The sequence below is a fragment of the Pseudomonas akapageensis genome (assembly GCF_011355085.1).
Classification (GTDB): Bacteria; Pseudomonadota; Gammaproteobacteria; order Pseudomonadales; family Pseudomonadaceae; genus Aquipseudomonas; species Aquipseudomonas akapageensis.
Genome location: NZ_VXCP01000018.1, coordinates 1 through 25,874, shown reverse-complemented (window position 1 = coordinate 25,874; position 25,874 = coordinate 1). Strand labels below are relative to the sequence as shown.

General features: G+C 60.6%; 24 protein-coding genes, 1 tRNA gene and 1 pseudogene. 12 read left to right on the top strand and 14 right to left on the bottom strand.

The window, feature by feature from the left end; genetic code table 11:
• Window positions 1–2: 2 nt before the first annotated feature.
• The gene (locus F2S13_RS14665) at window positions 3–1,730 is read right to left on the bottom strand and encodes an FAD-dependent oxidoreductase (RefSeq protein WP_166361985.1); all 1,728 of its coding nucleotides are present in this window, start codon (window positions 1,728–1,730) and stop codon (window positions 3–5) included.
• A 60-nt stretch (window positions 1,731–1,790) separates the two neighbouring features.
• Window positions 1,791–2,705, bottom strand: a complete 915-nt coding sequence (locus F2S13_RS14660; protein ID WP_166361983.1) for a transporter — start codon at window positions 2,703–2,705, stop codon at window positions 1,791–1,793.
• Window positions 2,706–2,834: 129 nt separating this feature from the next.
• Here F2S13_RS14660 and F2S13_RS14655 point away from each other — a divergent pair, with 129 nt between their 5' ends.
• Window positions 2,835–3,674: an AraC family transcriptional regulator gene (locus tag F2S13_RS14655; RefSeq protein ID WP_246237896.1), complete on the top strand. Its 840-nt coding sequence runs from the start codon at window positions 2,835–2,837 to the stop codon at window positions 3,672–3,674.
• Here the strand turns inward: F2S13_RS14655 and F2S13_RS14650 are convergent.
• Entirely contained in the window at window positions 3,671–4,258 is a 588-nt protein-coding gene (locus F2S13_RS14650; protein WP_166361981.1) for a LysE family translocator, read from the bottom strand. The two genes, F2S13_RS14655 and F2S13_RS14650, sit on opposite strands and share 4 nt — an antisense overlap.
• 279 nt (window positions 4,259–4,537) lie before the next feature.
• Here F2S13_RS14650 and ilvA point away from each other — a divergent pair, with 279 nt between their 5' ends.
• From ilvA to yiaY, 3 genes are all read left to right on the top strand, one after another.
• On the top strand, window positions 4,538–6,109 hold the full coding sequence (gene ilvA / locus F2S13_RS14645; RefSeq protein WP_166361979.1) for a threonine ammonia-lyase, biosynthetic: 1,572 nt from the start codon (window positions 4,538–4,540) through the stop codon (window positions 6,107–6,109).
• A 240-nt stretch (window positions 6,110–6,349) separates the two neighbouring features.
• On the top strand, window positions 6,350–7,843 hold the full coding sequence (locus F2S13_RS14640; protein ID WP_218583937.1) for an MFS transporter: 1,494 nt from the start codon (window positions 6,350–6,352) through the stop codon (window positions 7,841–7,843).
• Between the two features lie 210 nt (window positions 7,844–8,053).
• Window positions 8,054–9,202 carry an L-threonine dehydrogenase gene (gene yiaY / locus F2S13_RS14635; RefSeq protein WP_166361975.1) on the top strand — a complete coding sequence of 383 codons (1,149 nt, stop codon included), beginning with the start codon at window positions 8,054–8,056 and terminating at the stop codon, window positions 9,200–9,202.
• Between the two features lie 132 nt (window positions 9,203–9,334).
• Here yiaY and F2S13_RS14630 read toward each other — a convergent pair whose 3' ends face one another.
• Together F2S13_RS14630 and F2S13_RS14625 are read right to left on the bottom strand one after the other, a co-directional pair.
• A complete protein-coding gene (locus F2S13_RS14630) occupies window positions 9,335–10,687 on the bottom strand; it encodes a GntP family permease (protein WP_166361973.1) in 1,353 nt (450 codons plus the stop codon).
• An 84-nt stretch (window positions 10,688–10,771) separates the two neighbouring features.
• A complete protein-coding gene (locus tag F2S13_RS14625) occupies window positions 10,772–11,311 on the bottom strand; it encodes a gluconokinase (RefSeq protein ID WP_166361971.1) in 540 nt (179 codons plus the stop codon).
• Window positions 11,312–11,503: 192 nt separating this feature from the next.
• Here F2S13_RS14625 and gntR point away from each other — a divergent pair, with 192 nt between their 5' ends.
• The 4 genes and pseudogenes from gntR (at window position 11,504) to F2S13_RS29835 (ending at window position 15,390) form a co-directional block, all read left to right on the top strand.
• The gene (gene gntR / locus F2S13_RS14620) at window positions 11,504–12,523 is read left to right on the top strand and encodes an HTH-type transcriptional regulator GntR (RefSeq protein WP_166361969.1); all 1,020 of its coding nucleotides are present in this window, start codon (window positions 11,504–11,506) and stop codon (window positions 12,521–12,523) included.
• Between the two features lie 96 nt (window positions 12,524–12,619).
• Window positions 12,620–13,672 carry an aldo/keto reductase gene (locus F2S13_RS14615; protein ID WP_166361967.1) on the top strand — a complete coding sequence of 351 codons (1,053 nt, stop codon included), beginning with the start codon at window positions 12,620–12,622 and terminating at the stop codon, window positions 13,670–13,672.
• Window positions 13,673–14,070: 398 nt separating this feature from the next.
• Window positions 14,071–14,853, top strand: a pseudogene (locus F2S13_RS29840) (PAS domain-containing protein); the annotation flags it as partial.
• Window positions 14,851–15,390, top strand: coding sequence for a methyl-accepting chemotaxis protein (locus F2S13_RS29835; RefSeq protein WP_425500232.1), 540 nt, complete (start codon window positions 14,851–14,853; stop codon window positions 15,388–15,390). The pseudogene F2S13_RS29840 and the gene F2S13_RS29835, both read left to right, overlap by 3 nt.
• Before the next feature lie 47 nt (window positions 15,391–15,437).
• On the opposite strand, the gene F2S13_RS14605 is transcribed toward F2S13_RS29835, so the two are convergent.
• The 8 genes from F2S13_RS14605 to F2S13_RS14570 all read right to left on the bottom strand — a co-directional run bounded on the left by F2S13_RS14605 (window position 15,438) and on the right by F2S13_RS14570 (window position 21,346).
• The gene (locus F2S13_RS14605; protein ID WP_166361963.1) at window positions 15,438–16,433 is read right to left on the bottom strand and encodes a glutathione S-transferase family protein; all 996 of its coding nucleotides are present in this window, start codon (window positions 16,431–16,433) and stop codon (window positions 15,438–15,440) included.
• A 90-nt stretch (window positions 16,434–16,523) separates the two neighbouring features.
• Window positions 16,524–17,525 (bottom strand): glycosyl transferase family protein, encoded by a 1,002-nt coding sequence (locus tag F2S13_RS14600; RefSeq protein WP_166361961.1) that lies wholly within the window; start codon window positions 17,523–17,525, stop codon window positions 16,524–16,526.
• The gene (locus tag F2S13_RS14595) at window positions 17,522–17,857 is read right to left on the bottom strand and encodes a TusE/DsrC/DsvC family sulfur relay protein (RefSeq protein ID WP_166361959.1); all 336 of its coding nucleotides are present in this window, start codon (window positions 17,855–17,857) and stop codon (window positions 17,522–17,524) included. Before F2S13_RS14595 ends, F2S13_RS14600 begins: the two co-directional genes overlap by 4 nt.
• On the bottom strand, window positions 17,854–18,153 hold the full coding sequence (gene tusB / locus F2S13_RS14590) for a sulfurtransferase complex subunit TusB (RefSeq protein ID WP_166361957.1): 300 nt from the start codon (window positions 18,151–18,153) through the stop codon (window positions 17,854–17,856). Before tusB ends, F2S13_RS14595 begins: the two co-directional genes overlap by 4 nt.
• The gene (gene tusC, locus F2S13_RS14585; protein ID WP_166361955.1) at window positions 18,153–18,512 is read right to left on the bottom strand and encodes a sulfurtransferase complex subunit TusC; all 360 of its coding nucleotides are present in this window, start codon (window positions 18,510–18,512) and stop codon (window positions 18,153–18,155) included. Before tusC ends, tusB begins: the two co-directional genes overlap by 1 nt.
• Window position 18,513: 1 nt before the next feature.
• On the bottom strand, window positions 18,514–18,906 hold the full coding sequence (tusD, locus tag F2S13_RS14580; protein ID WP_166361953.1) for a sulfurtransferase complex subunit TusD: 393 nt from the start codon (window positions 18,904–18,906) through the stop codon (window positions 18,514–18,516).
• Window positions 18,907–19,105: 199 nt separating this feature from the next.
• Window positions 19,106–20,491 carry a nucleobase:cation symporter-2 family protein gene (locus F2S13_RS14575; protein ID WP_166361951.1) on the bottom strand — a complete coding sequence of 462 codons (1,386 nt, stop codon included), beginning with the start codon at window positions 20,489–20,491 and terminating at the stop codon, window positions 19,106–19,108.
• Between the two features lie 183 nt (window positions 20,492–20,674).
• Window positions 20,675–21,346 (bottom strand): Bax inhibitor-1/YccA family protein, encoded by a 672-nt coding sequence (locus F2S13_RS14570; RefSeq protein WP_166361949.1) that lies wholly within the window; start codon window positions 21,344–21,346, stop codon window positions 20,675–20,677.
• 122 nt (window positions 21,347–21,468) lie between these two features.
• On the opposite strand from F2S13_RS14570, the gene F2S13_RS14565 reads away from it, so the two are divergent.
• A tRNA-Ser gene (locus F2S13_RS14565) sits at window positions 21,469–21,556 on the top strand.
• 136 nt (window positions 21,557–21,692) lie between these two features.
• Here the strand turns inward: F2S13_RS14565 and F2S13_RS14560 are convergent.
• Window positions 21,693–22,646 (bottom strand): LysR family transcriptional regulator, encoded by a 954-nt coding sequence (locus tag F2S13_RS14560; RefSeq protein WP_166361947.1) that lies wholly within the window; start codon window positions 22,644–22,646, stop codon window positions 21,693–21,695.
• Between the two features lie 135 nt (window positions 22,647–22,781).
• On the opposite strand from F2S13_RS14560, the gene F2S13_RS14555 reads away from it, so the two are divergent.
• The 3 genes from F2S13_RS14555 (at window position 22,782) to F2S13_RS14545 (ending at window position 25,711) form a co-directional block, all read left to right on the top strand.
• Entirely contained in the window at window positions 22,782–23,960 is a 1,179-nt protein-coding gene (locus tag F2S13_RS14555; protein ID WP_166361945.1) for a M20 aminoacylase family protein, read from the top strand.
• A gap of 51 nt (window positions 23,961–24,011) precedes the next feature.
• On the top strand, window positions 24,012–24,791 hold the full coding sequence (locus F2S13_RS14550) for an ABC transporter substrate-binding protein (RefSeq protein WP_166361943.1): 780 nt from the start codon (window positions 24,012–24,014) through the stop codon (window positions 24,789–24,791).
• A gap of 191 nt (window positions 24,792–24,982) precedes the next feature.
• Window positions 24,983–25,711 (top strand): ABC transporter permease, encoded by a 729-nt coding sequence (locus tag F2S13_RS14545; RefSeq protein WP_166361941.1) that lies wholly within the window; start codon window positions 24,983–24,985, stop codon window positions 25,709–25,711.
• Window positions 25,712–25,874 lie beyond the last annotated feature (163 nt).

The following is a 25,874-nucleotide window of genomic DNA, read 5'->3' as shown; positions in this document are numbered from 1 at the left end:
GATCAGGCCCGGCTCGGTTCGGTGTGAGCCTGGTTGGCCGCGCGATAGGCGAAGCCGATGATGGGGCCCAGGGTCGAGCCACCGGACCAGTAAGCGCGTCCGGAGGCGGACGCCACGCAGTTGCCGATGCCGTACAGGCCGGGGATCGGCTGGTTGTCGTTGTTCAGGACCTGGCCGTGGCTGTTGGTTTTCGGGCCGCCTTTGGTGTCCAGGTTGCCGCCGGTAATCAGCGCGGCGTAGAACGGGCCTTTCTCGGCCAGCGGGTACAGGGTGGTGTTGCCCTGGCTGCCCGGCTTGACCGGGCCGGTGAACAGCTTCTGCACGGCCAGCTCGCCACGGGCGAAATCCAGGTCCTTGCCTTTGCGCGCCATTTGATTGAAACGCTTGAGTGTGGCCTTCAGGTTGGCGACGAAGTCGGGGGCGAGCTTCATGCCGCCAATGGCGGAGGCGTGGGTGTCCAGCCGTTCGGCAATGGCCTTGGCCAGTTCGTCGAGGGTTTCGCCGCGCACCACATGGCGGTCGTTGCCGCCCTTGGGCACGATGGGCGAGCCGTATTCATCGCTGTGGCAGTAGTCCTGGGCGCGCTGGTCCCAGATGGAGAACATCACCAGGTTCGGGTATTCGGACTTGTTGCCGTCCCACTGGAAGAAGGTCGGCACCAGGTCGTTGTAGACGGTCTTTTCGTTGACCACGCGCTTGCCGTATTTGTTGACCATCAGCATCGAGTCACCGGTCATGGTGAAAATGCCGGACATGGATCCGTCCTTGGCCAGGGCCTTTTCCAGCAGGATGGGGCATGACCAGGCGTAGTTCATGTTGCGCAGCTGCACGCCCAGCTCGCTGGAGATGCGCACGAAATCGCCTTCGTTGGTCAAGGCCGCACAGCCACCGTAAACCGGTGCATTGAGGAAGTTGCGGCGCAGCTCCGGGTCGTGGGTAAAACCACCGGTGGCGAAGATCACCGCCTTGCGCGCTTTCACACGCAAGCGCGCGCCTTCTTCGGTCTCGACTTCGACGCCGATCGCTTCGCCCTTGTCGTTGAGGATCACTTTCATGACGCGCTCGCCCGTGCGGATTTTCACGCCGTCGCGCTTGGCCGCTGCGGTCAGGGTACGAATCGCCACGCGCCCGCCATCGGACATGCTTTCGCGTGCGTCCTTGGGCACCAGTACCCGGCCCTTGGGCGCCTTGTCTTCGGGCAGCTCGGCCCAGTAGTCCGGCACGTCCGGGCAATGCCGGTAGGTCAGGGCGTCGCGCTCGGCCAGCAGGTCGGCAGCCGGTGCCGCGCTGTCGTAGATGGCTTCGCACATTTCATATTCCCAATCCGACAGACCCAGCTTGGGCAACGAGGCGTCATAGGATTGCGGGCGAGTGAGGCGGGCGACATAGCGCATGTAATCGGGTTTTGCATCGACCAGGCCGGCATTGCGCATGGGCGTATTGTTCGGCACCCAGTACCAGAACGCGGCTTTTGCTGCTGTCCCGCCGGGGCTTGCAGCCTTTTCCAGAATGACCACGTCATTGCCCAGCCAGCGGGCAAACAATGCCGCCGGCAGGCCGCTGCCGCCGCCACCGCAGACGACGATGTCGTGTTCGCTGTCGAAGGGCAGGGAGTCGTTGGCCATGACGTGGGAGGCCACGCCGGCGAGGGCGGCGACCGCGGTGCTGGCGCCGGCGGCCTTGATGAAGGTACGGCGCGACAGGGAGAGATTTTCGTGCTCGTTGTTCATTGGAGTGTCCTGCAAGGAGTGTTCAATGTGGGCGTGGGAAACACAGGCAGCGTTCGGCGCTTACCAGTAGTGCCAGAGCTGCACGAACAGGCCGTCGGTGACGGTGGTGTTGCGACCGTTCACACCCTGGGAGTAGTGGATGGACACCTGGTCCCAGGTTTTCTGCGGGATGACGCTCTGGATGCCGGGCTTGAGTTGAAACAGCACACCGGCGCCGACTGCGGTTTCGTTGGAGTCGGAGAAGGTGATGGGGTTGTTGTCACGGTCGTCGGAGCTGTAGGTTTTCTGGTAGTCGACGCTCATGAACGGCGTGACCTGGTAGGTCGGTCGGTCGAGGATGTTGTAGCCCAGGCGCAGGTTGGCGTGGGCGGTGTTGCCGGGATCGGTGCCATGGGGGCCGTCGCCACGGATGATCGCGCCCACCAACAGGTCGATGTTCACCTTGCCCAGCCATTCGTCATAGAACAGCGACGGCCACAGGGCGTAGGTATCGCTGCTGACCGAGTCGGCCCCGGTGGGTAGTTGCACGTAGGCCTGCATACCAATGGTGCGCAAGGGCGTCGGGTTGTACCAGACCAGGCCGCCCACCAACGGGTCGCCCAGCCCACTGACGCGGGTGCCGTTGCCGCGCACGGCGATTTCCGGGAGGGTGATGCTGGCGATGAAGCCGGTATTGGGCAGGCCGTCCATCTTCCAGTAGTGCAGCAGCGAGGTCAGGCCAACGTAGGTGTCGGTGCCGGGACCGTCGACCTTGTCGCCATGATCATCGAAGCGCTTTCTGTCGTCGTTCCATTCGAACTCCTGGCCGACCGAGTTGTAGGGTTCGGTGAAGTCCGAGCTGAACTGAAAGCTTTGCGGGCGGTTGCTTGCATAGGGGATGCCGGATGCTTGTGCACTGACCATGGGGGTCAATACACCCAGGACGCACAATCCCAGGCCAGCAGCGCTGATTGTCGGGCTTGATCCAACTCGCATCGAAGGGACTCCAGTTGTTGTTATTTTTGTATTGGGTCGTACGATAGGCGTGGGAGATCCCGGCAACAATCGCAGGAAAAGCGACAACTTTGTTTGTGGAAAACGAACAATTCAGGAGCGTGTGAGTCGATGAAGACCGTTGCGAACAAACCGACCATGGACCCGGGGCAATCCCGATTCTGGCGCGACGACGCCGTGCCCTTCATCGAAGCGCGGGGTGTCGAGGACGGCCGCAAGTTCTGTTATGCGCGGCATTCCCACGAGACGTTTTCCATCGGCGCGATCACGGCCGGGTGCAGCACATATCACAATGGCGACGCGCAGTGCCGGGTCGCCCAGGGCACCGTGGTGCTGATGAACCCGGGCGATGTGCATGCGTGCAATCCGATTGCCGACCAGCCCTGGTCGTACCGCATGTTGTATGTCGACACGCCATGGCTGGCGGCGCTGCAACGCACCCTGAGCATCACCTCAGGCCCGGGGTTTCGCCCGCTGGCCACGACGCACACCACTGACCCCGGGTTGTTTGCCGGCTTGAATGGGCTGTACGAAATCCTCACCGACGCGCAGATTTCCTCTGAGCAAAAGCACCGCGCATCGATCGAGTTCTTTACCCGAGTGCTGCAATCGTTGAGCCCTGCACCGGTCGCGGAGCAGGCGTCGAATCACAAGCTCGAACGCGCTGCCGCGTTCATTCGCGAGCATTGCACCGATACGCTCAAGCTGGACGACATCTGCCGGGCGGCGGACCTTTCGCCGTCCTACCTGATCCGCGCCTTCAAGCAGCATTACGGCATGACGCCCCATGGCTACCTGATCAACCGGCGCATTCAGTTTGCCCGCAGCCAATTGCGTCAGGGGCATTTGATCGCTGATGTGGCGCTTGAAGCCGGGTTCGCCGACCAGGCGCATTTTCAGCGGGCTTTCAAACAGTATCTCGCGGCGACGCCGGGGCACTATCGGGGCTAAGCCAGCAGCAAGTACAACGCGCAACCTGCCAGCAGCGCAGCCATCAGCCGATTGAACAGGCGCACCCCGGCGGCATTGTTCAGGTAGTGGCGCACGAAGGTGCCGGCGAAGGCCCAGCAGGCGATCGACAAGTAGCAGATCACGAAGTACACCCAGGCGAACTGCCACACCAGCAGTGCTTCGCCACTGGCGGCGAATGCGCCCATGCCGGCCACGCAAGCCAGCCAGGCCTTGGGGTTGAGCCACTGCATGGCCGCGCCGTAGCAGAAGGTGGGGGCCTTGATGACGTCATCGTTGCCGAGGCGGCCATCATCGCCGGCCAGTTTCCAGGCCATGTAGAGCAGGAACAACACGCCGGCCCATTTGATCGCCGTGGTCAGCCAGGGCCACAGCACCAACAGTTCATGCAGGCCCAGACCGATCAGCACCAGCAGCAGGGTGAAGCCCACCGTCGCACCGGTGACATGCCGCAGGCTCGCCTTGAGACCATGCCGGGCACCGCTGCTCAAGGCCACGATATTGACCGGGCCGGGGGAGATGGAGGAGGCCAGCGCAAAGGCGGCCATGGAAAGCATGAGGCTCATGAGGACCTTCTGTCATGGAGGGAAGATGACTGAGAAGGTAAGAGCCGGGCGCAGACCTGTATTGAAGAAAATGCCCCTGTTGCCGTGAACCGGTCATTGACTTGCAGCCAGCGCTCGGATAGTTTTCCAGCCATGACTTATTCCGCGCATTTGCCTCAGCACAGCATTATTACCGCCATTCCTCATTTGGCGGGCTAGCTGACATCTGCACCCAACCCGCCCTGGAGGCGGGTTTTTTCTTTCCCGCTCCTGGGCACTTGCAAGACTCAAGGAGCGATCATGACCCTCTTCCAAGCCTGCCCCGTTGGCCCCGGCACCGATGTTGCGCAGCTGCAATTGCTGTCGAGCTACGTCAAGAAGATCCTTGCCGCACCGGTCTACGACGTGGCCCAGCAGACGCCGCTGCAACTCGCCCGAGCGCTGAGCGAGCAGTTGGGCAATCAGGTGTTGCTCAAGCGCGAAGACTTGCAGCCGACCTTCTCCTTCAAGATCCGTGGGGCTTACACCCGCCTGGCGCAGTTGGACGAGCAGCAACGCGCCCGCGGCGTGATCACCGCGTCGGCCGGCAACCACGCCCAGGGTGTGGCGCTGGCGGCGCGCGAATTGGGGATCGTCGCGACCATCGTGATGCCGACCACCACACCGGAACTGAAGGTCGGCGGCGTGCGCTCGCGCGGGGGCAATGTCGTGCTGCATGGCGACAGTTTCCCGCAGGCGCTGGCCCATGCTCTGGCCCTGGCCGAGGAGCAGGGCGCGACCTTCGTGCCGCCCTACGATGACCCTGATGTGATCGCCGGCCAAGGCACGGTCGCCATGGAGATCCTGCGTCAGCAACCGGGTGCGCTGGATGCGATCTTCGTCCCTGTGGGCGGTGGCGGCCTGATCGCGGGCATCGCCGCATACGTGAAATACCTGCGTCCGGAGGTCAAGGTCATCGGCGTCGAGCCCCACGATTCCAACTGCCTGCAGGCGGCCATGCTGGCCGGTGAACGGGTGGTGTTGCCCCAGGTCGGCAGCTTCGCCGAAGGTGTCGCGGTGGCGCAGATCGGCGCCCACTGTTTCGACATCTGCCGTCACCATGTGGACGCGGTGATCACCGTCAGCAGCGACGAACTGTGCGCCGCGATCAAGGACATCTACGACGACACCCGCTCAATCACCGAGCCCTCCGGCGCGCTGGCCGTGGCCGGGATCAAGAAGTACGTGGCCCAGACGGGCGCACGCGGGCAGACCCTGGTGGCCATCGACTCGGGCGCCAACGTCAACTTCGACCGCCTGCGCCACGTCGCTGAACGCGCGGAATTGGGCGAACAGCGCGAAGCCATCATCGCGGTGACCATCCCCGAACAACCGGGCAGCTTCAAGGCGTTCTGCCAGGCCCTGGGCAAGCGCCAGATCACCGAATTCAACTATCGCTACCACAGCGGCAAGGACGCGCACCTGTTCGTCGGCGTGCAGACCCACCCTGTGACCGACCCGCGCGACGAGCTGCTGCGCAGCCTCGGCGAGCAGGGCTTTCCGGTGCTGGACCTGACCGACAACGAACTGGCCAAGCTGCACATCCGCCATACCGTGGGCGGGCATGCGGGGCCGGGGGCGAGTGAGATCGTACTGCGTTTCGAGTTCCCGGAACGGCCGGGGGCCTTGCTGAATTTCCTGGAGCGGCTGGGTAAGCGCTGGAGCATCACCATGTTTCATTATCGCAATCATGGGGCTGCCGAGGCTCGGGTGTTTGCGGCGTTGGATGTGCCGGAGGAGGAGCGGCATCTGCTGCCGGAGATGTTGGATAGCGTGGGGTATCGGTGGTGGGATGAGACGGAGAATCCGGCTTATCGGTTGTTTTTGGCTTGAGATAGTTTGTGGGCGCTGTGCGCCCGATCGCGGGCAAGCCCGCTCCCACAGAGGTCAAGCGTTGTACGTTCCACTGTGGGAGCTGGCTTGCCAGCGATGGGGCCTGTGCAGACAACATAGGAATCCCATTATCGATACATCAAGAAATACCTTCGTTATTGAGCCTATTCCTAGATTGGAATAAACAAACCTGAAATTGCGAAATTCCAGGTAGGAACAATGACAACAAACAGGGACGCAATGACAAGCCCACGAGCCAGCCTCAAACACTGGCTCGGCCTTGCAGTACTGATGCTGCCGGTGCTGCTGGTCACGATCGATAACACTATCCTCGGGTTCGCCCTGCCCAAAATCGCCGAAGCACTGTCCCCCAATGCCAGCCAACAACTATGGATGGTCGATGCCTACTCCCTGGTACTGGCAGGGCTGCTGGTAACCATGGGCGGTATCGGCGACCGTGTCGGCCACCGCCGTCTGTTGTTGCTGGGGGCGCTGGGCTTCGCTCTGGTCTCGGTGCTAACAGCTCTGTCAACTACGCCTGCGCAGTTGATTGGGGGGAGGGCATTGATGGGCATTTTCGGCGCCATGTTGATGCCCTCCACCCTGGCACTGATCGGCACGTTATTCGAAGACCGCGAGCAACGTCGGATTGCCGTGGCGGTATGGGCAACCTGCTTGACGGTTGGCTCGGCCTTGGGGCCGCTGATCGGCGGCGTGCTGCTGCAGTTCTTCAGCTGGAGTTCTATCTTCTTTTTGGCGGTGCCGGTATTGGTCCCGCTGTTGATCTTCGGTCCGTTGTTGCTGCCAGAGTCGGCCAGAGATCTGGCGGGCAAAGTCGACCTGCCAAGTGTGTTGCTGTCAATGCTCGCCCTGACCGGCATCGTCTATGCGATCAAGCACCTGGCCGGTGTAGGCGCCGATGGGATGGCGGCCGTGGCGCTGTTGGTCGGTGTGGTGGCTGGAGTGGTGTTCGTCCGTCGGCAGTTACGGCTTGCGGTGCCGCTGCTGGACCTTTCACTCTTGCGCAACGGCACATTCACCGGCGCCATCCTGGTCAATCTGTTGAGCCTGGCATTGCTGGTCGGTTTCGTGTTTTTTGCGACCCAATCGTTGCAGATCGTTCTTGGCCTGGCGCCGTTGGCAGCCAGTCTGGCGCTGGTGCCCGGGCAGATTCTGGCGATAGTGATTGGTATGGCAATTGTGCCGATCGCCCGGCGCGTGCCGGCTCACCGATTGGTGCCAGTGCTACTCGGGTTTGCGGGTGCTGCATTTTTGCTGGTGGCGGTCGCGGGTGGAAGCTTGCCGGTTCTGGTTGTGGCGTTTGCCTTGCTCAATATCGGGGTGGGGGCGATTGCCTCGGTGTCGACTGATCTGGTGCTGTCGGCCGCCCCACCGACTAAGGCGGGGGCAGCGTCGGCGATCAGTGAAACGGCTTATGAAGTTGGCGTCGTTTTTGGTACCACGGTTCTTGGGGGGCTGCTGGCGGCGGAGTATCGAGGTGCTTTGGTGCTTCCAGGCAGTTTGACTGACGAGCAGGCTTGGCTGTCAGGTGAGACATTGGCCGGGGCTCATGTGGTGGCCAGTGGGATGGGAGAGGTGGGTATCGAATTGATGGCGGTGGCAAACGTGGCCTTTGGTGCTGCTGTGGTCCAGGTAAGCTGGTTGGCGGTGATGTTGACAGGATTGGCGATCGCAGTGGCTTGGCGCTCGTTCAAGGCCATGGCTTTGAATTGATGGCTATTACGGGCGCTTTGCGCCTGATCGCGGCGGTCCGGCGATCCGGCAAGCCCGCTCCCACAGGGGACCTGTGTTCACCGGACCTGTGGGAGCTGGCTCGCCAGCGATGAGGCCCGCAAGACCTCAACAAAAATTGCCCCAGATCAATACCCGCCCCCTCATACAGGCAGATGCTCGACGCATTGGAAACTGTATGAGGGGCCCGCCATGAGCAGCACATTCTTTATCCCCGCCGTCAACGTCATGGGCATCGACTGTCTCGACGAGGCCATGATCGCCATCGGCAAGTACGGCTTTCGCCGGGCCTTGATCGTCACCGATGCGGGGCTGGCCGAGGCTGGGGTTGCGGCGAAGATTGCCAGCTTGCTGGTCGCTCAGGATATCGACTCGGTGCTGTTCGATGGCGCCAAGCCCAACCCCGGCATCGATAACGTCGAACAGGGATTGGCGGTACTGCGGGCCGGTCAGTGCGACTTTGTGATTTCCCTGGGCGGTGGCTCGCCCCATGACTGTGCCAAGGGTATTGCCCTGTGCGCTACCAATGGCGGTTGCATCAGTGATTATGAGGGTGTCGATAAATCGGCCAAGCCACAGTTGCCGCTGATTGCGATCAACACCACCGCTGGCACGGCCAGCGAGATGACCCGTTTCTGCATCATCACTGACGAAGCTCGTCATGTGAAAATGGCTATCGTCGACCGTAACGTCACGCCACTGCTGTCGGTCAACGACCCAGCCTTGATGGTCGCAATGCCCAAGGGCCTGACGGCGGCCACCGGCATGGATGCCTTGACCCACGCCATCGAAGCTTATGTGTCGACAGCGGCGTCACCGATTACCGATGCCTGTGCCCTCAAGGCGATCGAGATGATCAGCACCAACCTGCGCCAGGCGGTGGCCGATGGCGGTGATCTGACGGCGCGGGAGAACATGGCCTATGCCCAGTTCCTGGCCGGCATGGCGTTCAACAATGCTTCGCTTGGCTACGTGCATGCCATGGCCCACCAGTTGGGCGGCTTTTATGACTTGCCCCATGGCGTGTGCAACGCGGTGTTGCTGCCCCATGTGCAGAGTTTCAACGCCAGCGTCTGCGCCGAGCGCCTGTGCGATGTGGCCAGGGCCATGGGCGTGGATGTGCATGGCATGAGTGCGGAGCAGGGCAGTGCGGCGGCGATTGCGGCGATTCGGAGTCTGTCGCGGGACATCGACATTCCCGCCGGGTTGTCGCTGTTGGGGGCCAGGGAGAAGGATATTCCTGTCCTCGCAAGCAATGCGCTCAAGGATGCGTGTGGGCTGACCAATCCGCGGCCGGCGAGCCAGAGGGAGATTGAAGGGATATTTGCCAGCGCGTTTTGAGTTTGAGTTCACAGGTGGCGGGCACTGTGGGAGCTGGCTTGCCAGCGATGATATCACCGCGGTGATTCATACGAACCGCGGTGCCGGCATCGCTGGCAAGCCAGCTCCCACAGGGGTATCAAATCGGTGGCGTCAGACCACCAACGACAACAGCATGATAAAGATGATCCCCACCACCGACAGGATGGTTTCCATCATGGTCCAGGTCTTGAACGTCTCGGCCACGGTCATGTTGAAGTACTGCTTGACCAGCCAGAAGCCCGCATCGTTCACATGAGACAGAATGAGTGAGCCGGCGCCGGTGGCCAGTACCAGCAGTTCCCGGTTGACGTCCGGAATCAGGCCCACAACAGGGGCGACGATGCCGGCGCCGGTGATGGTGGCTACCGTGGCCGAGCCCGTGGCGATACGAATCACCGCCGCTACCAGCCAGGCCAGCATGATCGGCGAGATCTGCGCGTGTACGGCCATTTGCCCGATCACGTTGCCCACGCCGGTATCGACCAGCATCTGCTTGAAGCCACCGCCGGCACCGACGATCAGCACGATCGCGGCAGTCGGCGCCAGACTCTGGTTGAGCATCTCCATGATCTGGTTGCGATTGAAGCCGCGCGCTGCACCGAAGGTGTAGAAGGCCAGCAACAGCGCCATGAGCAGGGCGGTGATGGGGTGACCGATCAGGTCCATCCATTGGCGGATGATGTGGTCGGCTGGCAACACCACGTCAGCGAGGGTCTTGAGCAGCATCAGGAACACCGGCAACAGCACGGTGATCAGGGTGATGCTGAAGCTCGGCAGGTTGCGGGCTTCCGATTCCTTGGCAATCTGGTCCATCAGTTCCTGGGACGGGCTGCCAGGGATGTATTTGGAGATGAAATTACCGAACAGCGGGCCGGCGATCACAGCGGTCGGCAGGCCGACGATCAGGCCGTAGAAAATCGTCTTGCCGATGTCGGCATTGAAGATGCCGATGGCCAGCAGCGGACCCGGATGCGGTGGCACCAGGCCGTGCACCACCGACAGGCCGGCCAGCAGCGGGATGCCGATCTTGATCAGCGACACCCCGGAACGCCGGGAGACGATGAACACCAGCGGGATCAGCAGCACGAAGCCGATTTCGAAGAACAGAGGGATCCCGACCAGAAACGCCGAAAACATCATGGCCCAGTGCACGTTCTTCTTGCCGAAGGCGCGGATCAGGGTCTGGGCGATCTGATCGGCACCGCCGGAGTCGGCCATCAGCTTGCCGAGCATGGTGCCCAGGGCCAGCACGATACCGACGAAACCCAGCACGCCGCCAAAGCCGTCCTGGAAGGATTTCATCACCTTGACCACCGGCATGCCGGAGGTAAGCCCCAGGAAACCGGCGGCCAGCGTCAGGGCGACGAAGGGGTGGACCTTGAACTGGGTAATCAGCAGCACCAGGCCGACGATGGTGACCAGGGCATCAAGAAGCAAGTAAGTATCGTTGGCTAAACCGAGCATGGTTCAGTGCCTCGTTTTGTCGTTGTTGTGGGGCGAATCTATTAAAGGTAGCGCTATCTTTGTTGACCTGACGGAAATTTTCCGTCACGCCGATTGCGACAGGGTCACCGCACCGTTGCTGATGAGCCAGGCGTCGACCTGGTTGGCCAGTTCCGCTGGGCGTTCGGTGGCATCCAGGGTCAGGGTCAGATGCTCGCCATAGGGCGGCTCGAGGGTGGCGAACTGGCTTTCGATCAGGCTGGCGGGCATGAAATGGCCGGGGCGGGCAGTCACTCGACGCGTGGCTTCTTCGGGGCTGAGCTCGAGAAACACGAAGCCCAGCTCCGGCACGGCGGCGCGCAGGGTCTCGCGGTAGCGCAGCTTGAGTGCCGAGCAGGTCAGGATCGGACGCTCGCCGGCCTTGATGGTGGCGCTCAATTCCTTGCCCAGGCTGATCAGCCAGCCGGCACGGTCGTCATCGTCGAGGGGGATGCCGGCGCTCATCTTTTCGATATTGGCAGCGGGATGGAAGGCGTCGCCTTCGATCAGGCGGCCACCGCTAAGCGCGGCAATGGCGGCACCGATATGGCTCTTGCCACATCCAGCTACACCCATCACTACCAATGCGGGCAGGGGGAAATTCATCGGTACCTCCAACGGAAAGATAGCGCTATCTTGGTCGAGGCAGTCGACCGGACAGGAACGCTTCTTCCCTGTTTCATTGATCTTGTAGTTGTCGTCATCGGTTGTTACGCAATTGTGAATTGCTCCCAGCCCGGGACAGCGCTACCTTAGTGCCCGTTCCCTATTCTTTGCAAGTCGAAAATAATCAAATCCATGACCCGCATCGGCTCTCGTACTACCGGACGTCCCACCCTGGCGGAAGTTGCCCGCCTTTCCGGGGTCTCTCCCATCACTGCCTCCCGTGCCTTGCGGGGGGTGGCTACCGTGGCTCCGGACCTGGTGAAAAAGGTCGAGGAAGCAGCCTTGAGTCTAGGCTATGTGGCCAATCCGGCAGCCCGGGCGCTGGCCTCGGCGCAAAGTCAGTCAGTGGTGGTACTGATCCCGTCGCTGTCCAACCAGTTGTTCATCGAAACCCTCGAAGCCATCCATGAAGTGATGCGCCCCCGTGGCCTGGAAGTGCTGATCGGCAACTTTCACTACGACATCGAGGACGAAGAGAAGCTGATCCGCAACTACCTGGGGCATCAGCCGCGCGGCATCCTGCTGACCGGCTTTGACCGCACCGAAGGCTCGCGGCGCATGCTGGCGGCCAGTGGTGTGCCGTGCGTGCACATGATGGAACTGGTGCCGACGCCCGGGGTGATGTCGGTGGGTTTCTCCCAGGAGCAGGCAGGGGTCGTTGCCGCTCAGCATCTGCTCGAGCGGGGGCGACGCCGGCTGGCTTATGTGGCGGCACAACTCGACCCTCGGGTGATGCAGCGCGCCGAAGGCTTTCGTCGGACCTTGCAGGAGGCCGGTGTCTACGATGTCTCGCTGGAGGTCATGGCGCCGGATCCATCCTCGATCGGCCTGGGTGGGCAGCTGTTCAGCGACCTGATGCGCCGTCATCCGGACGTCGACGGAATCTTTTTCTGCAACGACGACCTGGCCCAGGGCGCGATACTCGAAGCGTTGCGCCAGAACATCGCCATTCCGGAGCGGGTCGCCATGATCGGCTTCAACGACCTGCCAGCCTCGGCCCACCTGGTGCCACGCCTGACCTCGATCCGCACCCCCCGCGCCGCCATCGGTCGCCGCGCCGCGCAGATGCTGCTGGCCATGCTCGACGGCAAGCCGGGTGGCGCCCAGACTCAGGACCTGGGCTTTGAACTGATGGTTCGCGAAAGCACCTGACCGTCAGCCACTGCCGGCTGGCGGTTTGGCTTGACTCGTTGTATTACGATCATCATATTATTGGCGTCATCCAATCAACGAATCGGAGTCAGCATCATGCGTTACAAGGTCTTCGGCCGGCATACCGGCTTGCGCGTTTCCGAACTGGCACTGGGCACCGGCAACTTCGGTACCGGCTGGGGTCATGGTGCCGAACGAGATGAAGCGAAAAAAATCTTCGATGGCTACGTAGAAGCCGGCGGCAACTTTCTCGATACCGCCAATGGCTACCAGGCGGGTCAGTCCGAGGTCCTGCTCGGCGAGTTCATTGCCGCCGAGCGTGATCGATTTGTTGTCGCCACCAAGTACACCCTGGGCACGACGCCGGCCGCGGGCATTTCCCACACCGGCAACAATCGCAAGAACATGATCCGCTCGGTGGAGGAGAGCCTCAAGCGACTCAAGACTGACCATATCGACCTGTTCTGGGCACACATCAGCGATTGCCTTACGCCGATGGAGGAGATTGTCCGCGGCTTCGATGACCTGGTGCGCTCAGGCAAGATTACCTACGGTGGCCTGTCGAACTTTCCGGCCTGGCGCATCGCCCGTGCCGATACCCTCGCCGAAGTCCGAGGCCAGGCACGGATCGCCGGGATTCAGGTGGAGTACAGCCTGGTCGAGCGCAGCGCCGATCGCGAATTGCTGCCGATGGCCGAAGCCCTGGGTCTGGGCATCACGGCATGGTCGCCGTTGGGCGGAGGCTTTTTGACCGGCAAGTACCGCAATGCCGGTGGTGACAATCGGGCGTCGAAGCTGGGCATGTTGGTCCATGCTGAAACCAGCGCCCGCGAAACGGCGATTATCGACACACTGCTGGCCGTGGCGGCCGAGCAGGGGGCGACGCCTACGCATATTGCGATTGCGTGGTTGCGCTACAAGGCTGCGCGCTCCACTACCGGACTGATCCCGATTCTCGGTTCGCGAACCCGCGAACAGTTCGATGCCACCCTTGGTGCCTTGCAGGTCACGTTGTCGGCTGAGCAAGTCGCTCGGCTCGACAGTGCCAGTGCGATTGCCCTGGGCGTACCCCATGAGCAGGTTACAGAGTCCTTCGAGCGGCTCAATGGCGGGCAACAACTCGACGTGCCGCTTATACCTGTTGCCTGAAAAAGCCCCATCTTTCGTCCGGGCGCTTTAATGCGCCCGGAACTTTGGATCCAACTTTAGTCGTGGTGCAAAACTACCATTGAAATTGCCGTATTGCCCATTTTGGTATGGCTCGCTTCTTGCCTTTAATCGTTTGCGCGCCCCTCGCTTGTGTAAAGATCCCGATCGCTGATATCAAACTGCTTGCAGTCTTGCGATGACTCGTTATGCTCTGATGCAAAGACCAACGGCCAGGCTGGGACATTAAAACCCTTCCTGGTTTTTTCAGTGCTCTAAATACCGTGGAGTTTCTCGTCGATCTCAATCAGGCGCTGTTTTGTTGTGGGTGAAAGTTGCGGTGCATTATCAAGTTTTTTGAAATCCGTTAATAATAAATTCGCACAAGGAAGAGTCGACTCATGTTTGACTTTCATCGTAAAGCCGATTTAGCCGAGATTGAGCGCTGCACCAAGGCATTGTCGACGGCTCATGGCAAACTGGATGCCATCAGCCGCTCCATGGCCATGATCGAGTTTGCGCCTGATGGCACCATCCTCGACGCCAACGAGAATTTCTGCACAACCGTGGGCTACTCGGTGGAGGAAATTCGAGGCAAGCACCACCGGATGTTTTGCGAAGACGCCTACGTGCGCAGCGATGACTATGCGCGGTTCTGGCGCGATCTGGCACGGGGCGAGCCTTCGAGCGGGACTTATATGCGGTTGGGTAAAGAGGGCAAGGAAATCTGGCTCGAAGCCAGCTACATGCCCGTCAAGGGAGTCGACCGGCAGGTGAGCAGCGTGATCAAGGTGGCTTCGGTCATTACTCAACGCGTCAACAAGGAACATGAGAGCCAGGGCTTGATGAATGCCATCAGTCGATCCATGGCGATGATCGAGTTTACTCCGCAAGGCAAAGTTATAACGGCCAATGAGAACTTTCTCGCAACTATGGGCTATCACCTCAATGAGATAGTCGGCCAGCACCACAGTATGTTTTGCCGCCGGGGCGAAGGGGATTCGCCGACCTACAAGGCATTTTGGGCGGCTCTTAATAGAGGTGAGTTTCATTCTCGTCGGTTCGAGCGTGTTAACAAGATGGGGCAGGTGATATATCTCGAGGCGTCGTATAACCCCATATTCGATGCCAAGGGCCGCTTGTATAAAGTTGTGAAATTCGCCAGTGATATTACCAACCAGGTGACGACTCAGCAGACGGCTGCCGAATCGGCCCATGCCACTTCTGTGCAAAACGATGCCTGCGCGCAAAAGGGCTCTAGTGTCGTTCAGCAGACGGTGCAGGTGATCCAGGAAATCTCCAAAGACTTGAACGAAGCGGCGCACAGCATCGATGCGGTCAACAGGCAGTCGGAGATCATCGGCAAAATCGTGCAAACCATTCGTGGTATCGCTGACCAGACCAATCTGTTGGCACTCAACGCCGCGATCGAAGCTGCGCGGGCGGGGGAACACGGTCGGGGTTTTGCGGTGGTTGCCGACGAGGTCCGCAGCCTGGCAGGTCGCACAAGTCAGGCGACCGTGGAAATTGTCGATGTGGTGCGACAAAACCACGATCTGTCGCTCAGTGCGGTTGCCAGCATGCAGTCGAGCCTGAGCCGCACGGGCGTGGGCGTGGAGCTGGCCAATGAGGCAGGCCAGGTGATCCTGGAGATTCAGATGGGTTCACGGCATGTGGTCGATGCCATCGGCCAGATCAACGCGACCCTGCAGTTGAATTGAGCGCCACCCCTTCGGCGGCACCGGTGCGCGCCGGTGCCGCTCAAGGTTCAAGCTCTGCTGCGATGCCAGATGCCGTACCCGTTCAGACGCTCGCGGTCGTGGCGGGCGGTAAAGTCCTGCGCCGGGCCCTTGGGCACGATGCCGGTCGGGTTGATGGTCTGGTGGCTGGCATAGTAGTGGTGCTTGATGTGGGTGAAGTCCACGGTCTCGGCCACGCCCGGCCACTGGTACAACTCTCTTAGCCAATTCGACAGGTTCGGATAGTCGGCGATTCGGCGCAGGTTGCACTTGAAGTGGCCGTGGTAGACCGCGTCGAAACGAATCAGCGTGGTGAACAGGCGCCAGTCGGCTTCGGTCAGGTATTCCCCGGCCAGGTAGCGATGCTCTGCGAGCCGTTTCTCCAGGTGGTCGAGCTCAGCGAACACATCATCGAAAGCTTGCTCGTAAGCTGATTGCGAGGTGGCGAAGCCTGCGCGGTAGACGCCATTGTTGACGGCCGGGTAGATGCGTTCGTTCAGCTGGTCGATCAACGGGCGCAGGGGAGCTGGATAGAAGTCCAGGCGATTGCCGGTCAAGCCGTCGAAGGCGCTGTTGAACATGCGGATGATCTCCGCCGATTCGTTGTTGACGATGCGCTGCTGTTGTCTGTCCCAGAGCAGGGGGACGGTGACCCGGCCCGTGTAGTGCGGATCGTCGCGGGTGTAGCGCTGGTGCAGGAGCTGGAAGTGGTCGAGCTTGTCGCCCGTGGAGCCTTTTTCAGTGTCGAAGGTCCAGCCATCCTCACGCATCAGCCAGCTGACCACCGACACCTCGATGAGGCTTTCCAGGCCCTTGAGCTTGCGCAGGATCAGGGTGCGGTGGGCCCAGGGGCAGGCCAGCGAGACATACAAGTGGTAGCGCCCGGCCTCGGCCTTGAACCCGCCTTCGCCCGAGCCGTCAGCGGTTATCCAATGCCGGCGTTGTGCGTTTTCGCGCTGGAAGGCGCCATCCTTGCTGCTTTCGTACCACTGGTCGCGCCAGCGTCCTTCGACTAACAGGCCCATCGTGAACTCCTCGGCTGTTTAATGCGTTGGAGTCCAGTGTAGAGCGGCTGGTTCGAACTAAAAGCGCAAAGAATGGGCCGGTATGTTCGGTTAAATCGAACGGTTGCGCGCTTCCCAGTACTGCAGGGCCTTCTCGAATGCCGTTTCCCGTGGCTCACCCAGTCCACGCAGGGCCAGGGCGATGGTCGACAGCAGGGCCATTTGGCCATAGCTGTCTTCGCGTTCGCCGCGCCATACCGCCTTGAGCTCTTGCGGATCGAGCTGCGCCGGTTTGACATGCCGTTGCGCCGACAGTGCCGGCCACTCTTCGTCCCAGCTCTGGCCGTCCCGAGTGCCGTACAGATGGCTGGCGCTGTCGGGATTGACCTCGATCTCGCCGCCATCGCCCTTGATCACTATGGCGCAATCGCCAAGCAGGCCGCTGGCATCGCGGTGTACGGCCTGGTAGCCGGGATGGAAGATGCTTTGCAGACCGCATCGCGCAGCCAGCGGGTTGAGGATGCGGGCCAGCGAGTGGATCGGCGAACGCAGGCCCAGGGTGTTGCGTAGGTCGATCATGCGTTGCAGCTGGGGCGCCCAGTCCATCAGCGGCATAAAGGCCAGATGCTGGTTGTCGAGGGCCACGCCAACGTCTTGCCAGTTGCGGCACAGCGGAATCTGCAGGGTTTCCAGCAGCTGTTCGGTGTACAGGCGCCCGGCGGTGTGTGCACCGCCGCCGTGCATGAAGATGCGTACGCCATTGTCGGCCAGGCACTTGGCCGCCAGCAGGAACCAGGGCAGATGGCGCTTCTTGCCGGCGTAGGTCGGCCAGTCGATGTCGACCGCCAGGCCCGGCGCCTGCAGGCGTGCGCGCAGGGCCTCGGTGAAGCCTGCGAGCTCTTCCGGGCTTTCTTCCTTGTGCCGCAGCAGCATCAGGAACGCGCCGAGCTGGGTGTCTTCGACTTTTTCGTCGAGCAACATGCCCATGGCCTCGCGCGCTTCCTCGCGGGTCAGGCTGCGGGCGCCGCGCTTGCCTTTGCCCAGAATGCGCACGAATTGCGCGAACGGGTGCTCGGCGGGGGTTTCAAGGGTCAACGGGGTAGAGTCGGTCATATGCAATTGGTCGGCTTGGGCAGGCCCGCCAGCTTGGCGGCAAGTTTGGCGGGAGTGCCTTTGAACAGGCGGTTGAGGTGCAGGCTGTTGCCCTTTTCCGGGCCGAGCTTCAAGGCGGTGTACTTGATCAGCGGGCGCGTGGCAGGCGAGAGCTGGAACTCCTGGTAGAACTGACGCAGCAGTTCGAGGACTTCCCAGTGCTCGGGGCTCAATTCCAGGTCCTCCTGGGCGGCGAGGGCGTGTGCCACGTCGCGCGACCAGTCGCCCAGGTCCTGCAGATAGCCATCCTTGTCCAGCGCAACGCTGCGTGAACCGACCGTCAAAGTACTCATAGCCAACTGTTGACCTTATCGAAGCGAATGGACAGCTCGACGAATGCCGGGTAGTCGATGGCGAGGGCCAGGCCAGCCGGGTCGATGGCGCGGGCCTGCAGGTCTTCTTCCAGTGCGAACAGGCGCGTCGCCAGCCGGCGTTCGCTCAGCTGGCGCCGGGGTTCGCTGCCTGGCTGCAAGGCGTAGACGGCATCACCGGTCAACAGGACCGCGTCCGCATTGCCGAGCAGGCGCAGGCAGCTGGCCAGGCGGTTGTCGCCGAACGGGGAGTGGGACAGCACATGTAGAGTCGTCATCAGAGTGTTATCACCTGGTCGTAGCGGTCGACAAGCGCAGACAGTTCGGCTTCGTCCAGTGGCTGGGCTGCGAGGCTCAAATTGCCGGCGTCCATGCCCCGTTCAGCCAGGCTGACGCTGGACACGAAGAGTTCGTCGACGCCGAACATGGGCAGGGCCTGCAGGTTGGCGGCGAGGTTTTTTTGCTGCAACTGGCCAGGTTGCTGGGCCGCCTGCAACTGGAAAACCCCGTCGTCGAGAAACAGCACGCCCAGCGGCAGGTCGAACGCACCGCCTGCCAGTGCGATGTCCAGCGCCTCGCGGGCGCCGGGGCCGGACCAGGGGGCCTGGCGGCTGATGATCAGTAGCGACTTGGCCATCTCAATTGCCCCCAAAGCAGACGAGCCGATCGGCGACCTGTGCCGCTTCATGCAGTTGTCCCAACCCGGACAATTCCCATGGGGCAGGCAGGTTCACCGCAGTACGCTGGTAGCGCTGGGCTTCCTGTTCATCGAGCACACCCCGGCGCAGGGCCGCGGCAATGCAGACCACGGCATCGAGGCCATGCTGAGTCACGAATTCGCGCCATTGCGCGGGCACATCCTGCTCGTCCTGCGGGGTAACGATATTGCCCGAGGCGCTGTGCACGCCGTCCTGATAGAAGAACAGGCGGACAATCTCGTGCCCCCCGGCCAACGCCGCCTGGGCGAACAGCAGGGCACGGCGCGAGGAGGGCGCATGGGCGGGGGAAAAAACGGCAATGGCGAACTTCATGGTCGGCTCTGTCAGCAAATCTGCTGGAATGATAAAGCCTGCCGCTCAAAAAAGCCCGCCGCAGAGGCAGGGAGCCCCTGCGGGACTCCAGCGCAGCCTGGCGGCAGCGGCTACAAGAGTTCGGCGTATCACGGTCGGCGTAGCCGCTGCCGCAGGCTGCGCTGAGGCCCGAAGGGCCTCCAATGCCACCGACCTCGATTCAGGCAGTTTGGGCCTTACCCGTCTCCGGCAAAAACCAGTTCAACACCAATGCACAAATACCCCCGGTCGCCACACCCGACTCCAGCACAGTGGCAATGGCGTGCGGCATGTGCGCCAGGAACTCCGGCACCTGCGCAACACCCAGGCCCAGGGCCAAAGACACCGAGATAATCAGCAAGGCCCGACGATCAAGCGAAATGCTCGCCAGGATATTGATCCCCGACGCCGCGACCGCCCCGAACATCACCATGGCCGCGCCCCCGAGCACCGGTTCCGGCACCGCCTGAATCACCCCGGCAACGCTGGGGAACAGCCCCAGCAGCACCAGCATGACGGCAATCCAGACACCGATATGACGGCTGGCAATGCCGGTCAACTGAATAACGCCGTTGTTCTGGGCAAAGATCGAACTGGGGAAGGTGTTGAATACACCGGCTAGCAGGGAGTTGGCGCCATTGACCAGCACACCGCCCTTGATCCGCTGCATCCACACCGGGCCTTCGACCGGCTCGCGGGACACCTTGCTGGTGGCCGTCACATCCCCGATGGCTTCCAGCGAGGTGACCAGGTAAATCACCAGCATCGGAATGAACAGCGACCAGGAGAAGCCCAGGCCGAAGTGCAGGGGGACCGGCACTTGCAGCCACGCCGCTTCATGCATGCCGGTAAAGTCCAGGCGCCCCAGATAACCGGCCAGGGCATAACCGACGGCCAAGGCGATGACGATGGCGCAACTGCGCATCCACACCACCGGAATACGGTTGAGCACCACGATAATCGCCAGCACCGTGCCGGACAGCAGCAGGTTTTCGCCATTGGCGAAGGTGCCGTTGGCCATGGCCGTGAAACCGCCGCCCATGCTGATCAGGCCAACCTTGATCAGCGTCAGGCCGATCAACAGCACCACGATGCCGGTCACCAACGGCGTGATCAGGCGTTTGACGAAGGGCAGAATCCGCGAAATGCCCATCTCCACGAAGGAGCCGGCAATCACCACGCCGAAGATCGCGGCCATGACCGCTTCGACCGGCGTGCCTTGCTTGACCATCAACGCACCACCGGCGATCAGCGGCCCGACAAAGTTGAAACTGGTGCCCTGGACAATCAGCAGCCCGGCACCGAACGGCCCGAAACGGCGACATTGCACAAAGGTCGCAATACCGGAAATCACCAGGGACATCGACACGATCAGGTTGGTGTCGCGCGCCGACACCCCCAGCGCCTGGCAGATCAGCAGGCCAGGAGTGACGATCGGCACTATGATCGCCAGCAAATGCTGCAAGGCAGCCAGCAGGCCGATCAACAACCTGGGCTTGTCTTCCAGCCCCAGCACCAGTTCATTGGCCTGGGGCAGGGATGAAGGTGTGGGTTCTATCGAGCTCATGAGGGTGCCTTGGAAAAAAAGAGCGCGATTCTACGGGGCCGCTTTCCATCAGGCAAAAAAAACCCGCCGAAGCGGGTTCTCCTCGTTCCCACGCGGAGCATGAGAACGAGAAACGCCCATCAGGCAAAAAAACGCGCCCGTGAAAAAGCCCGCCGAAGCGGGCTTTTTTGATTCCAGGTTCGATCAGTCGTCACGGCCCATCAGGCCGAACAGCTGCAGCAGGCTGACGAACAGGTTGTAGATCGATACATACAGGCTGATGGTCGCCATGATGTAGTTACGTTCGCCACCGTGGATGATCGCGCTGGTCTGGAACAGGATGCAGACCGACGAGAACAGCACGAAACCTGCGCTGATCGCCAGTTGCAGGCCGCTGATCTGGAAGAAGAAGCTGGCCAGCACCGCACCCAACAGCACGAAGAAGCCGGCAGTAATGAAACCGCCGAGGAAGCTCATGTCCTTGCGGGTGATCAGCACATAGGCCGACAGGCCGCCAAACACCAGTGCCGTCATGGCAAAGGCCGAGCTGACCACTTCGGCGCCGCCCTGCATACCCAGGTAGCGGTTGAGGATCGGGCCAAGCAGAAAGCCCATGAAACCGGTCAGAGCAAAGGTGGACACCAGGCCCCAGACCGAGTCGCGAAGCTTGTTGGTGAGGAAGAACAGACCGTAGAAACCGATCAGTACGACGAAGACATTCGGATAGCCAACCCGCATCTGCTGCGCCACATACGCCATCACACCACTGAAGGCCAGGGTGATGGCCAAGAGGCCGTAGGTGTTGCGCAGGACGCGGCCAACTTCTAGCTGCTCGGCCTGCAGGCTGTTATTAACTGCGTAATCCTGTTCGCGCATGGCGACACTCCTGTGGGTTTGAAACGTTCAGTCGCAATGATCATAACAGGTGCCTTGAAAAGGGCTACACAGAGAGTTTGACAGTGTGTTTCATTACGGTATTATGGCGCCCGCAACAAAGTGGAGGTGTGGCCGAGTGGTTTAAGGCAGCAGTCTTGAAAACTGCCGACTGTAACAGGTCCCAGAGTTCGAATCTCTGCGCCTCCGCCATATTTTGTACGTTAAAGCCCTGACTAGTCAGGGCTTTTTCGTTTCTGGCGTTTGAGTTTGCGGTGCTGGCGAAACGCTATGTGTACCGCAACTTTTCAAGGTGTTCCGCATCCGCCCGCCGGGGCAGTGACCTTCCTCAAAACAACACCGTAAGCACATCAAACAACGCCCGATCCGCCGCCGCTGCAGACCGGGCGCGCCGCTTGATCTCCATCAGCAAGCAGTCCTTGAAGCATTGCGCCGCTGTACTGAGCACGGCATTGCGACGGGTGATGACGCCCAGTTGGCTGCTATCGAAACGCTCTTGCAGCGGTAACTCAGTTACCCAACCTTGCATCCATTCGGTGCTCATCATCACGCTTGGGCAATGGGCGAGCATGCCCCCATGGCGGACCATTTCGAATAGCAGCGAGGTCGAGTGGGCGCAGTGCAAACGCGTTCGGTCAATCTGCGCACCATGTTGCCAGAACAGCTCCTGCATGAAAGAGCCATAGTCGGCCTGTGTGTAATTGACCACCCAATCCTGATCCAGCAATTGATGCAGGGAGGTCGCGTTGGCGCAGGGGTGGTCGCGATGAGCGATGACGCTCATTTCATAGGTCATCAACGGCGTGCTGTCGAACTCTTGTAGCGACATGGTCGGCGTTGCCGTTCCAACGGCAAAATCCAGCGTACCTTCGCGCAAGCGCGGCAGCGCCACAGCGGTCAAGCCTTCGAAGATTTCCAGCTGCACGCCGGGCATGCGTTCACGAAAGTGCTGCACCGCCTTGGTCAGGAAGGTCAGGATGATCCAGGGCGTGACCGCAATGGACAGCCGACCCGTTATTTCGCCGCGCAACTGTGCAAGCTGAGTATTGGCCCGTTCGATCTGGCCGACGACCAGTCGCGCATGCTCCAGGAGTATCCGGCCGGTCTCGGTGAAGTCGATCCCTCGAGCGGTTCGCATCACCAGCGGCAGTTGGGCCACTGCTTCAAGCTCGCGCAACGACTTGGTCACCGCCGCATGGGAGAGATCCAACAGGCGTGCCGCCGCGCGGATGCTGCCGGTATCGGCTACGGCAACCAGGGCTTGCAGGTAATGAACTTTCATGGAAAGTGCTCGAAATAATGGTTAAGGGGGGGCAACCAATGGTTGCCAGTGTAACCAATTTGGGTCTCCCGGGGTCGCAAGTGCCTGCTTATGCTTGGAACCAATCCACCCCTTACACCGACCAGGAAGCCCATCATGCAGCACGACGCCGTATTAGCCGGTATCCGCGATATTCAGGACGAGATGATCGAGTTGCGTCACCGCATTCATGCGCATCCGGAACTTGGTTTCGAGGAGTTCGTGACCAGTGATCTGGTAGCCGATTGCCTGCAGCGCTGGGGCTATGCCGTGCATCGCGGGCTGGGTGGCACTGGAGTGGTCGGCACCCTTCGCAATGGTGAGGGTCGCGCTCTGGGCCTGCGGGCCGATATGGACGCGCTGCCCATTCAAGAGGCCACCGGCCTTGCCTATGCGAGCAAGCTCGAAGGCAAAATGCATGCTTGTGGCCACGACGGTCATACCGCCACGTTGCTGGCTGCGGCGAAATACCTGGCCGAGTACAAACCGTTCCAGGGCACGCTGCACATGATTTTCCAGCCTGCCGAGGAAGGTGGTGGCGGCGCGCATGAAATGCTCAAAGACGGTCTGTTCGAACTGTTTCCATGTGACGCGGTGTTCGCGCTGCACAATATGCCTGGCTATCCAGTGGGCAAATTCGGCTTTCTGGCCGGTCCCTACATGGCTTCGGCCGACGAGGTCACCATTCGCGTTCGCGCCTTGGGTGGCCATGGTGCGATGCCGCACAAGGCAGTCGATCCTGTGGTGGTCAGTGCTTCGATAGTGATGGCGCTGCAAAGCGTGGTGTCGCGTAACGTACATCCGCTCGAGACAGCCATTATCACGGTGGGTGCTATCCATGCGGGCAAGGCGAGCAATGTCATTCCCGATAGCGCCGAAATGCACCTGTCGGTACGCGCGCACAGTGCGCAGGTGCGGGATCTGCTGCAAAGCCGTATTACCGAGTTGGCGCAGGACCAGGCCAAGAGCTTCGGAGCGACCGCCGATGTCGAGTACGAACGCAGCTATCCGGTGTTGATCAACCATGGCGAGGAGACCGCACTGGCACGTGAGGTGGCGCGCGAATGGCTGGGGGAGGCCGGTCTTATCGAGAATATGGTGCCGCTGACCGGCAGTGAAGATTTTGCCTTCCTGTTGGAGAAGTGCCCCGGGTGTTACCTGATTATTGGTAATGGCGAAGGCGAGGGCGGCTGCATGGTGCATAACCCAGGGTATGACTTCAACGATGAGTGTCTGCCGTTGGCAGCGACGTACTGGGTCAAACTGACTGAGAAATTTCTACCGTTGAATCCTTGAGCTGCACAGCTCACTTATTGCCGATGATACAAATCCAATAACGAGGTGATTATGTTCCGACTCAACACACTGTTTGCAGCCGCATTACTGGGTCTCAGCATTGCGACCAGTGCTCAGGCCGATACTGAAATCAGGTTTGGTGTGGACCCCAGTTATCCGCCCTTTGAGGTCAAACAACCTGATGGCTCCCTGACGGGTTTTGACATCGACCTGGGTAATGCAATTTGTGCACAGCTCAAGGTCCGTTGCGTTTGGGTCGAGCAACCTTTCGACGGCATTATTCCTGGCTTGAAGGCCAGGAAATTTGACGCAATTTTATCGGCGATGGCTCCCACTGAAGTGCGACGTAAACAAGTGGACTTCAGTGATCAACTGTACAACGGCCCATCGGCCATTATCGCCAAGGAACATTCAAACCTGCTACCGACCGTCGAGTCCTTGAAAGGCAAAACCGTTGGAGTTGTGCAAGGTACGATTCAAGAGGCGTTTGCGAATTCAGTGTGGGGGCCTCACGACGTCACCATTCTCTCCTATCAAACCCAGGATCAAGTTTATATCGACCTGATCAATGGCCGCCTGGACGCGGCTTTACAACCGGCGGTACAAGGCGATCTTGGGTTTTTGCAAAAGCCTCAGGGCAAAGGCTTTGCCTTTGCCGGTGAGCCCATTATCGATAAACGCTTGAACGATAACGGTGTCGCGATCGGGGTTAGAAAGGGAGACGATGCGCTTCGAGAGAAAATTAATGAGGCCTTTGCAAGCATTCGCGCGTCGGGCGAGTACGACAAACTGGCGAGTCAATATTTCACCTTTGATATCTACGGCAAATAATCCTTGCTCCATAAGGTTTAAATCGCTGTAACGTTTAGCGGTGGTCGACTAATTATTGGTTATATGCCAAGGATGGCGTGTGGATGAAGTTGCATCGAACAAATAAGTAGTCGCGCCGAATAAAACTGCTGGGTGACAGTACTTTTAATAATAAAAAAGAGCAAAGCACGATGTGTATGAAGGGCTGCACAATGTTAGAAAACCTATTACAGGTTCTGGGGCTGTCAGGATTCAGTCTCAAGGGCTTTGGCCCGCTGTTGCTGCAAGGCTCTTGGATGACGATTCAATTATCCTTCCTGTGCTTGCTGGTGAGCGTCGTTCTGGGGCTGATCGGCGCCAGCGCCAAACTTTCAAGAGTTGCCCTGTTGCGCATCCTGGCTAAGGCCTACACCACACTAATCCGTGGGGTACCGGACTTGGTGCTGATGTTGCTGATCTACTACAGCCTGCAAACCTGGCTGACCAGCCTGACCGAGTACCTGGGCTGGGACTACATCGAAATCAACCCGTTCAGCGCCGGGGTCATCACCTTGGGTTTCATCTACGGGGCCTATTTCACCGAGACCTTTCGCGGCGCCATCCTCGCCGTACCACGCGGACAGATAGAAGCAGCCACTGCCTACGGATTGACCCGTGCCCAACGTTTTCGCCTTGTGGTGTTCCCGCAGATGATGCGCTTCGCCCTGCCGGGTATCGGCAATAACTGGATGGTGATCCTCAAGGCCACGGCGCTGGTCTCGATCATCGGCCTGGCCGATCTGGTCAAGGTGGCCCAGGATGCGGGCAAGAGCTCCTACCAGCTGTTCTTCTTCCTGGTACTGGCCGCCCTGATCTATCTGGTGATTACCACTGCTTCGAACTACATCTTGCGCCGGCTGGAAGTCTTCTACGCCGCTGGCACCCGGGAGGCCGTACGATGATCGAACTGCTGCAGGAAGACTGTCAACCGTTCCTGGTTCGCGACGGCAATCCGATCACCGGGCTGGCCATGACGCCCTGGCCGGTCTGCGCCACGGTCGTGTTCGGCTTCGAGGTGGCTCTTCATCGGTCGGTGGGCTGGGTAGCGACGTCGGCGTGGGGGGG